At 73.3% G+C, this 8,720-nt stretch carries 7 protein-coding genes and 3 pseudogenes; 4 read left to right on the forward strand and 6 right to left on the reverse strand.

Going from position 1 to position 8,720, the window contains the following annotated elements:
* Window positions 1-180: 180 nt before the first annotated feature.
* Both BJF85_RS23345 and BJF85_RS23350 read right to left on the reverse strand, forming a co-directional pair.
* Entirely contained in the window at window positions 181-453 is a 273-nt protein-coding gene (locus BJF85_RS23345; RefSeq protein WP_075850131.1) for a hypothetical protein, read from the reverse strand.
* A complete protein-coding gene (locus BJF85_RS23350; protein ID WP_075850132.1) occupies window positions 450-1,583 on the reverse strand; it encodes a TNT domain-containing protein in 1,134 nt (377 codons plus the stop codon). Before BJF85_RS23350 ends, BJF85_RS23345 begins: the two co-directional genes overlap by 4 nt.
* On the opposite strand from BJF85_RS23350, the gene BJF85_RS30915 reads away from it, so the two are divergent.
* Both BJF85_RS30915 and BJF85_RS31740 read left to right on the forward strand, forming a co-directional pair.
* Entirely contained in the window at window positions 1,571-2,173 is a 603-nt protein-coding gene (locus BJF85_RS30915) for a hypothetical protein (RefSeq protein WP_158057117.1), read from the forward strand. The two genes, BJF85_RS23350 and BJF85_RS30915, sit on opposite strands and share 13 nt — an antisense overlap.
* A 50-nt stretch (window positions 2,174-2,223) precedes the next feature.
* On the forward strand, window positions 2,224-3,612 hold the full coding sequence (locus tag BJF85_RS31740; protein WP_369822281.1) for a hypothetical protein: 1,389 nt from the start codon (window positions 2,224-2,226) through the stop codon (window positions 3,610-3,612).
* 12 nt (window positions 3,613-3,624) lie between these two features.
* On the opposite strand, the gene BJF85_RS23355 is transcribed toward BJF85_RS31740, so the two are convergent.
* The 4 genes and pseudogenes from BJF85_RS23355 to BJF85_RS23370 all read right to left on the reverse strand — a co-directional run bounded on the left by BJF85_RS23355 (window position 3,625) and on the right by BJF85_RS23370 (window position 6,516).
* Entirely contained in the window at window positions 3,625-4,044 is a 420-nt protein-coding gene (locus tag BJF85_RS23355; protein WP_369822282.1) for a YbaB/EbfC family nucleoid-associated protein, read from the reverse strand.
* Window positions 4,045-4,060: 16 nt separating this feature from the next.
* Window positions 4,061-5,004: pseudogene (locus BJF85_RS23360) on the reverse strand (hydroxymethylglutaryl-CoA lyase).
* 115 nt (window positions 5,005-5,119) lie between these two features.
* Window positions 5,120-5,623: pseudogene (locus BJF85_RS23365) on the reverse strand (PH domain-containing protein); the annotation flags it as partial.
* 72 nt (window positions 5,624-5,695) lie between these two features.
* Window positions 5,696-6,516: pseudogene (locus BJF85_RS23370) on the reverse strand (biotin--[acetyl-CoA-carboxylase] ligase).
* A 90-nt stretch (window positions 6,517-6,606) separates the two neighbouring features.
* Here BJF85_RS23370 and BJF85_RS23375 point away from each other — a divergent pair.
* Window positions 6,607-8,256, forward strand: coding sequence for an acyl-CoA carboxylase subunit beta (locus BJF85_RS23375; RefSeq protein ID WP_075850133.1), 1,650 nt, complete (start codon window positions 6,607-6,609; stop codon window positions 8,254-8,256).
* Window positions 8,253-8,501: an acyl-CoA carboxylase subunit epsilon gene (locus BJF85_RS23380; RefSeq protein ID WP_075850134.1), complete on the forward strand. Its 249-nt coding sequence runs from the start codon at window positions 8,253-8,255 to the stop codon at window positions 8,499-8,501. The genes BJF85_RS23375 and BJF85_RS23380 overlap by 4 nt, the downstream gene beginning before the upstream one ends.
* Window positions 8,502-8,720: the final 219 nt, after the last annotated feature.

The raw sequence follows: 8,720 nt of genomic DNA on the forward strand, positions 1-8,720 counted from the left end.
CCCTGTCGACCAACGGTCTGGTCCACGACGCCGCACTGGAACACCTCCGCCGCCGCTGACCCCGGGACCACGCCGTGTCGGCGTCCCCGCGTCGCCGTGTTGGCGTCCCGCGTCGCCGTGTTGTGCCAAAGCGGCGTCGTGGATTGCTGACACGGCGACGTGGGGTGCTGACACGGTGTGTCAGGGGAGGACGCCGACCGCTCCCCTGGCGACCTGCGCCCAGGTCAGGCGGCCGAAGAGGTAGTGGCAGGCGACCTGTTCGTTGGTGAAGCGGGCCCAGTCGTAGCGGTTGCCCTGCTCCTGCCAGAACACCTCCCAGGCGATGCCGTCCTCGCCCTCGACGTCCTCCTCACGCAGGACGCACCAGGTGTTGTCGGCCTCCTCGCCGATCGACACGACCTCCGGCGGCACGCCCACGGCCTCGAGCCAGCGCATGATCGACTCGATGTTCACGGGGCAGCACCTTCCCTGCCGTCGGCGGTCGCCTCGGCATTCTCCGTCGTGTTCTCGGCCGGTTCGTCGGTGGACGGTTCGTCGGTGGACGTGGCGGTGTGCTCCGTGGCGGCGGCCGGGGCGGGGGCCTCGAAGGTCACGTCGACGAGGTATCCCAGCGTGACGAGCTCGGCGGCGCTGTACACGGACCGGTAGCGCGCGCCGCCACCCGACTGTCCGAACCACGGCGCGGACACGCCCCGCCACACGGGCACGTCCCGCAGGACGCGGTAGCGGCGGTAGCCGGCGTCGAGGTCGGTCGGCGGGAGCGACCGGTGCGCGAACGGCGTCCCGTCGGCGGAGAACACGCGGCCGTGTGCGGTGCCGAACCGGTCGAGCACCGTGCCCACGCCGAGCAGCTCCGCCTCGCCCACATCGGAGCAGCCCTCGGGGAACCTGTCCGCGGGCGGCCACACGTAGACCGGCGCGGCCCCGGGTTCGCCGGCCGACTCCGGCGCATCCGACTCCACTGCGGTGTCGGCGTCCGGCGCGGCTGCGGCATCCGGCGCGGCTGGGGCATCCGGCGGGGCGTCCGCGTCCGATGCGCCGTCCGATTCCGCTGCGCCGTCCGATTCCGCTGCGTCCGGCGTGGTGTCCGCGTCGGTGCCCGTCTCGGCACCCTCCTCGGGCTCGACCTTTGCCTCGACCTTTGCCTCGACCTTTGCCTCGACCTTTGCCTCGGGGTCGGTCCCCGGGCGGGCGAGGTAGCGGGCGTCCCAGTCGCGTTCGTGCATGCCGCCGAGCGGGTCGTGACCCTCCCGCACGCCCTCCGGCGGGCACGGCAGCACGGACGTCGGCGGCGGCGCGGGCTGGCGCGCCCCCTGGCGGAGCAGGTCGAGGGCCTGCTCCGGGTCGAGCACGTCGGACGACGGGTGGTCGTGCGGCGCGAAGCGGGCGATCACGCGCTCGTCGGCCTCCTGCGGCTCCGGCGCGGGCAGCTGCCGGGCCGGACGGTCCGAGGCCACGGGCAGATGTCCGATCGGGAACATGTGCACGAGGAACAGCGCGACGACGCTCTCCCGCTCCTGCCGCGGCGACCCCAACGGCGGCGCCGCGGCGGCAGCCTGCTGCGCGTGCTGTGGCGGCTGCATCGGCGGAGGTTCGGGAACCGGACCCCAGCCGGGACGCATCGACGGCGGGGCGTGCCGCGGCTGACCGGCGTAGCCTGGCCCGGCGGGGCCTGTCCGGGTGGGGCCTGACCCGCCTGACCCGCCTGTCCCGGCGGGCCCGGCGGCGGACCGGGCGGCATCGGCCGCGGCGGCTGTTGGCCCTGCGGAGGCGGTGGCTGCTGCGGATACGCGGGCGGCACGGGCGGCATACCGCGCTGGGCGGCCTGTCCGGGCGCGCCCTGGGCGGGACCACCGGCGACCGGACCACCCACGGGACCGCGACCGGACCACCGCCGACAGGACCGCCGAAGCCGGGTGCACCACCCGCGGGCGGCATCGCGGCCGGCGGCGCCTGTGGCGGCATGCCGCCACCGAACGGCGCGCCGCCGGGCTGTGGGGGAAGTCCGGCAGGCCCCGGGGGCGGGGCGCCGAGACCCGAGAGCTGGGTGCCACGCGGCGGCGTCGGCGTGTCGGTGGGCACGGGGATGCCCCCGGGCGGGGTGGGCGCGTCCGGCAGGACGATCGGCCCGGTCGCGGGCCCGATCGACGTCGGCGGCACGACGCCCGGCTGACCGATGCCCATGGGCGGTGTTCCGCCGCCGGCGACCCCGCCGACCGCGTCGTGCACACCACCGACCGCGCCACCTGCGGCCTCCCCCACGGCTCCCACGGTGTCGCCGACCGCACCGGCGGCCCCACCGGCGACCTCGCCGAGTCCGGGCGGCAGGCCCTGGCCGAGGCCCGGCGGCGAGCCCGGCTCCCCGCCTCCCTGCGGGCCTCCGACCAGTTCCTCGACACCGTCGAGCAGATCGCGGCCCGGCTCCACCGTGCCCAGGCCGTCGGGGCCCAGGCCGCCGAGCAGTCCACCCTGGCCGTTGCCGGGTCCGCCGGGACCGGCGAATCCGTCCGGACCGCCAGGGCCGCCGGGGCCGCCGCCGAGCAGCGTCTCGACCGGGCCGCCGGGCGCCTGCGGGCCGACGTCGGGCAGCCCGAGCGCGCCGAGCAGGTTCTGCCCACCGGCGGAACCGGGGCGCGTGTCGGGGACGTTCGCGGTCAGGTTCGACGTGGCGTCGCTACCGACGGTCTCGACAAGACCGCCGGTGATGGCCTGCACGTTGGCCGAGGTGCCCTGCAGGAGCGTGTCGAGGCCGGCGAGTGCGGTGGGATGGCCCGCCTCGGCGGCGGCACCCGCGGCGTCGCGGTTCATGGCGGCGTCGCGCAGCTGCCGCACCAGTTCGACCTTGGTCTGGCCGACCTGCTCGGCGGCGCGGTCGAGCCGGTCGGCGGCGTCGGTGGCGCCGCGGGCCGCGGTCGTGAGGCTGCCCCGGTCGGGGTCGACGAACCCGGACCACGTGGTGCGGGCGGCCTCGGCGGCATCACCCTGCATGGCACCGAGCGCCTGGCCCGCGGTGGTGTCGGCGTCGCCGGCCAGCGACGTGAGGTCGCCGGCGGCCTGCCGCCACGCCTCGGCCTGCGTGCGCATGGCGTCCTCGTCGGCCTGCGGCCACGTGACGCCCGTCTGCTGCGCGATATCGGCCAGTTCGGCCGGCAGTTCGATGCCCATGGTCGCCGCCTAGATCTCGCGCGCGGAATCGGCGACCGAGTCGGCGGCGTCCTCGTCGGCGGCGCGGTAGGAACGGGCGGCGTTGGACAGGGCGTCGCCCATGCCGGCGAGTCCGCCGGAGAGCCCGTCGAGCACGCCGGCGGTGTCGTCGGCGGCGCCGCGGTGCCTGCCCTCGACGCCCGGCCCACCTCGTCGTCGCCCCACGGCGTCGACGAGGTCGCCTCGCGGAGGGTTTCGGCGATCCGCGCGGCGCGCTGGTTGAGGTCCGCGAACTCCCCGGCACGGCGGCCGAGGCGTTCGACGTCGGTCTCGAATCCCGGTCCGGTCATCGCGATCGCTGCCATTCGGAGTCGTCGAGCCAGCTGGAGTCCTCGAAGCTCTCCTCGTCGTCGAGGTCGCGCAGCTCGGCGGCCCGGCCGCGGGAGTCCGCCGGTTCGGGCGGGGTGATCTCGGCGGCGGTCAGGTCGGCGGTGCCGAGCAGCAGGGCCTGCGGGTCGGTGCCGCTCGGCAGTGCGGGCGCGAGCACCTCGCCGGCGCGGTGAACGCCTTCGCGGTCGCCTCGCCGGTGAGGCGGACGATCTGCGCGGCGAGTTCGCGGGGCCGGTAGCGCTGGTAGGCGTCGTCGTCGATGGTCAGGTCCGTGAGGACGCCGCGTCCGCCGACGGTGGCCGTGATGAGCCCGTCGGCGCTGCTGACGGATTCGCTGATGGCGGTGATGCGCTGTTGCACATCGGCGAGCTGTTCGCGGCTACGCCGGTATTCGGCGAGCAGCTGCTCCACCTCTTCCCGATGGTCGGTCACGGCGCTCTCCCGACGTCGATGGACAGGTCCCAGCTGAAGCTCAGACGTAGTGGCCCGGATCGTGGTTCCCGGGTTCACCGGAAAGGATGCACTCTCACCCGCTGAGGGCGGCGACGACCCGCGACGGGCTGGGCTTGCCGAGCTGCTCGGCCATCCATGCGCTGGTGGCCACCAGGCGTCCAGGTCGACGCCGTGCGTGACACCGAGTCCGTCGAGCATCCACACGAGGTCCTCCGTGGCGAGGTTGCCGGTGGCCGACTCGGCGTACGGGCAGCCGCCGAGCCCGCCGGCCGACGCGTCGACCGTGGCCACGCCCCTGCGCAGCGCGGCCAGCGTATTCGACAGCGCCTGCCCGTAGGTGTCGTGGAAGTGTACGGCGAGGACCCCGACGTCGACGCCGCGTGCGGCGAACGCGTCGACGAGCCGGTCGACCTGGCCGGGCGTGGCGACGCCGATGGTGTCGCCGAGCGAGAGCTGCCAACAGCCGGCGTCGAGCAGGCGGACGCCGGCGTCGACGACCTGCTCGGGCGGCACGGCGCCCTCCCACGGGTCGCCGAAGCACATCGACAGGTAGCCGCGGACGGCCATGCCCTCGGCGCGGGCCTTGCCGACGACGGGTTCGAACATCGCGAACTGCTCGTCGAACGTCGAGTTGAGGTTGCGCCGGGCGAACGACTCGGTGGCGCTGGCGAACACGGCGATGTCGGACACCCCGGCGGCCACGGCCCGGTCCAGACCGCGCGCGTTGGGCACGAGCACCGGGTACCGCACCCCGTCGACGCGGTCGAGCTCGGCGAGCAGCTGCTCTGCGTCGGCCAGCTGGGGCACCCACTTGGGGTGGACGAAGCTGGTGGTCTCGAGCGTGGTCAGGCCCGCGGCGGCGAGGCGGGCGAGGAACTCGAGTTTGACCTCGACGGGCACCGTGGCGGCCTCGTTCTGCAGGCCGTCGCGCGGTCCGACCTCCCAGATCATGACGTGCCGCGGCAGGTCGGGGCCCGGGCTGAGCCGTTCCGGCAGGCCCTGTTCGCGCGCGCCCACGGTCAGTACCCTGGTCGTGCGGCGGGCCGTACTGGCCCGGGTGCTGCTGCGGGTGTTGCTGGTACTGCGGCGGGTACTGGCCGTATTGCGCGGTCTGCGCCTGCGGGTCGTAGCCGTAGTCGTCGGCGCTGTTGTCGTTGACCTGCCGGTAGATGTAGGTGTGGACCTTCTCGACGCTGGGGATGTCGTCGAAGGTCAGCGGCTCCTCGGACGCCGATTCGATGATCAGCGTGCCGCAGCCGAAGATGCGGTCGACGAGGCCGTGCTCGAAGCGGACGCTGTTGATGCGGCCCATCGGGATGTCGATGCCGGTGCGCTTGATGACGCCCTCACGGGCGATGACGCGGTCGGTCGTGACGATGAAGTGGGTGGTGCGCCACTGCACGAACGGCGCGAACACCAGCCACACGAGCAGCACCAGCGCGACGACGCCGACGGCGATCTGCGTGACCATGTCCCACGGCTCGCCGAGGTCGGGGGCGACCCAAAAGGCGAGCCACCCGCCGCCGCCGACCGCGATCAGCAGGACGACGATCGGCCACAACAGCATCTTGAAGTGCGGATGCTTGTGGACGACGACCTGCTCGCCGTCGCTGAGCAGGCTTTGTGGATACGCCACCGCTGGACACTCCCCGAACAGTCGCTCGTCGCCGGTGCTTCTGCGGGCAACCGTACCGCTCCGGAGCGTGAATTACCCGCCTGTAGGCCGAAGATGTACGACGTCACCCGCGAACACACTCTGCCGGGCGCCGGACGACTGGGCCAGCACGAGCGCACCGGTCGGTTCGACGTCGACGGCGTCGCCGACGAGGTTTCCCCTGCCGGTGACGACCTTGACCTGCCGGCCGAGGGTGAGGCAGCGCCCGCGGTACTCGTCGAGCATGTCGGCGTCGGCCAGGTCGCCGTGTGCCTGCCGCCACGCCGCCTCGCGTTCGTGCAGCGCGGCCAGCAGCATCATCGCCACGTCGGTGCGGTCGGAGATGCTCGCGCCGAGCTCGGCGAGCGACACCGGGGGCAGCCCGCCCGCGCCCGCGGTGACCTCCGCGCGCACGCGCGTGACGTTGAGGCCGATGCCGAGCACGACGGCAGGTCGTCGGACGAGGCGGCCTCCGACAGGATGCCGGCGCACTTGCCGGAACCGTCGGCGGCGAGGACGTCGTTGGGCCATTTGAGCGCGACCGACGCGCCGAGGGCGTCGCCCACGTCGAGCACGGCGAGGCCGGCGGCGATGGCGAGCGAGCCGACCCCGGCGACCGGCACCTCGGCGGGACGCAGCAGCACGCTGACGTAGACCCCCGAACCCGGGGACGCCCACGGCCGGCCGCGGCGCCCGATGCCGGCGGTCTGCTCGGCCGCCACGAGCGCCGTCCGGTCGGGCGCCCCGTCGACGACCGCCTGCCGGAGGTCCGCGTTGGTCGACCCGGTGCTGGCGACGACGTCCACCTGGGCGTACGGCCCGACCGGCGCGACGAGCTCCGCGCGCAGCCGGCCACCATCGATGCGATTCGGCACGCGCGAACCCTAACGCCGGCCCGCACCGGTGCCTGCGGGGTAGTCCACGCCACACCAGCGGCGGTGGGCCGATGATTAAGCTCGCGTGTCATGAGCAGCGCAACGGAGCCGGTCGGGGACGCGCCTGACGCACCGAACACAGATCCGGACATCCACACCACGGCGGGCAAGCTCGCCGACCTGTACCTGCGCTACGACGAGGCCGTGCATGCGGGTTCGGCGCGGGCCGTCGAACGGCAGCACGCCAAGGGCAAGAAGACCGCGCGGGAACGGGTGGACATGCTGCTCGACCCGGGCTCGTTCGTGGAGCTGGACGCGTTGGCGCGGCACCGGTCGACGAACTTCGGCCTCGAGGCCAACCGGCCGTACGGCGACGGCGTGGTGACCGGCTACGGCACCGTCGACGGCCGCGAGGTGTGCGTGTTCAGCCAGGACGTCACCGTGCTCGGCGGCGCGCTCGGCGAGGTGTACGGCGAGAAGATCACCAAGGTGATAGACCTCGCCGTGAAGACGGGCCGGCCGATCATCGGCATCAACGAGGGCGGCGGCGCGCGCATCCAGGAGGGTGTCGTGTCGCTGGGCCTGTACGCGGAGATCTTCCGCCGCAACACCCACGCCTCGGGCGTCGTCCCGCAGATCTCGCTGATCCTCGGCACCAACGCCGGCGGGCACGTCTACTCCCCCGCGCTGACCGACTTCGTGGTGATGGTGGACGAGACGTCGCACATGTTCATCACGGGTCCGGACGTGATCAAGACGGTGACGGGCGAGGAGGTCACGTTCGAGGACCTCGGTGGCGGGCGCACGCACAACGCCAAGTCGGGCAACGCGCACTACCTGGCCTCGGACGAGGACGACGCCGTCGGCTACGTCAAGGAGCTGCTCAGCTTCCTGCCGTCGAACAACCTCGCCGAGACGCCGGTGTTCGACACCAGCGAGCCGACGGGCGGGTCGATCGCCGAGGACGTCACCGACGACGACCGCGAGCTGGACACGCTGGTGCCCGACTCGCCGAACCAGCCGTACGACATGCGCGAGGTCATCCGCCGCGTCGTCGACGAGGGCGAGTTCCTCGAGGTGCAGGAGCTGTTCGCGCCGAACGTGCTGACCGGGTTCGGCCGCGTCGAGGGCCACGCCGTCGGCGTCGTGGCCAACCAGCCGACGCAGCTGGCCGGCTGCCTGGACATCGACGCCTCCGACAAGGCGGCGCGGTTCGTGCGCACCTGCGACGCGTTCAACGTGCCGGTGTTGACGTTCGTGGACGTGCCGGGCTTCCTGCCGGGCACCGACCAGGAGTGGAACGGAATCATCCGGCACGGCGCGAAGCTCCTGTACGCCTACGCCGAGGCCACGGTTCCGCTGGTCACGGTCATCACGCGCAAGGCATACGGCGGTGCCTACGACGTCATGGGCTCCAAGCACCTGGGCGCCGACATCAACATCGCCTGGCCGAGCGCGCAGATCGCCGTGATGGGCGCGCAGGGCGCGGCGAACATCGTGCACCGCAAGCGGCTGGCGCAGGCCGGGGAGAACGGCGAGGACGTCGAGTCGCTGCGTGCGGAGCTGATCCAGGAGTACGAGGACACGCTGTGCAACCCGTACGTGGCCGCCGAACGCGGCTACGTCGACGCCGTCATCCCACCCGCGCACACGCGCGGGCACGTGACGCGCGCGCTGCGCATGCTGCGCGAGAAGCGCGAGAGCCTGCCGCCCAAGAAGCACGGGAACATCCCGCTGTGAGCGCCGACGAGAACACCACCGAGCCGGACACGACCCCGCAGCCGCCGCTGTTACGGGTGGTCCGGGGCGAACCGGACGACGTCGAGCTGGCGGCGTTGACGGCCGTCGTCGCGGGCCTGGCCGCGGGCGACAGTGGCGAGGAGCCGGCGCCGCGGCGGTCGCGGTGGGCCGACCGGGCAGCACTGGTCCGCAGGCCGTTGACCCCCGGCCCAGGAGCCTGGCGAGCCCAAGCGTTCCGCCGCTGACCCGCCGCTGCATGTCCGAACTTCGGCCCCGAGAAAGTGCTCCCGAGGGCCCTTTGGTCGCGTTGAACGCGACCGCGGGTTCTAGCGGTCCCCGCAACACCCTGTCGTTCAGGGAGTTGTGGGACCGTGTCGTTTGAGGAGTTGAGGGCCGAGTTTTTCGGGGTGTTGGACCGTGTGGGTGGCAATGTCAGGGCTGCTGCTCGTGCGGTGGGTGCGAAC

This window comes from Saccharomonospora sp. CUA-673, from assembly GCF_001942305.1.
Taxonomy (GTDB): domain Bacteria; phylum Actinomycetota; class Actinomycetes; order Mycobacteriales; family Pseudonocardiaceae; genus Prauserella.

What these genes read in the sequence shown, in the direction of transcription:
- BJF85_RS23350 (WP_075850132.1), bottom strand. Translation starts at nt 1,583, where the DNA reads ATGCAGCCGCCACAGCACGCGCAGCAGGCTGCCGCCGCGGCGCCGCCG.
- BJF85_RS23375 (WP_075850133.1), top strand. Translation starts at nt 6,607, where the DNA reads ATGAGCAGCGCAACGGAGCCGGTCGGGGACGCGCCTGACGCACCGAAC.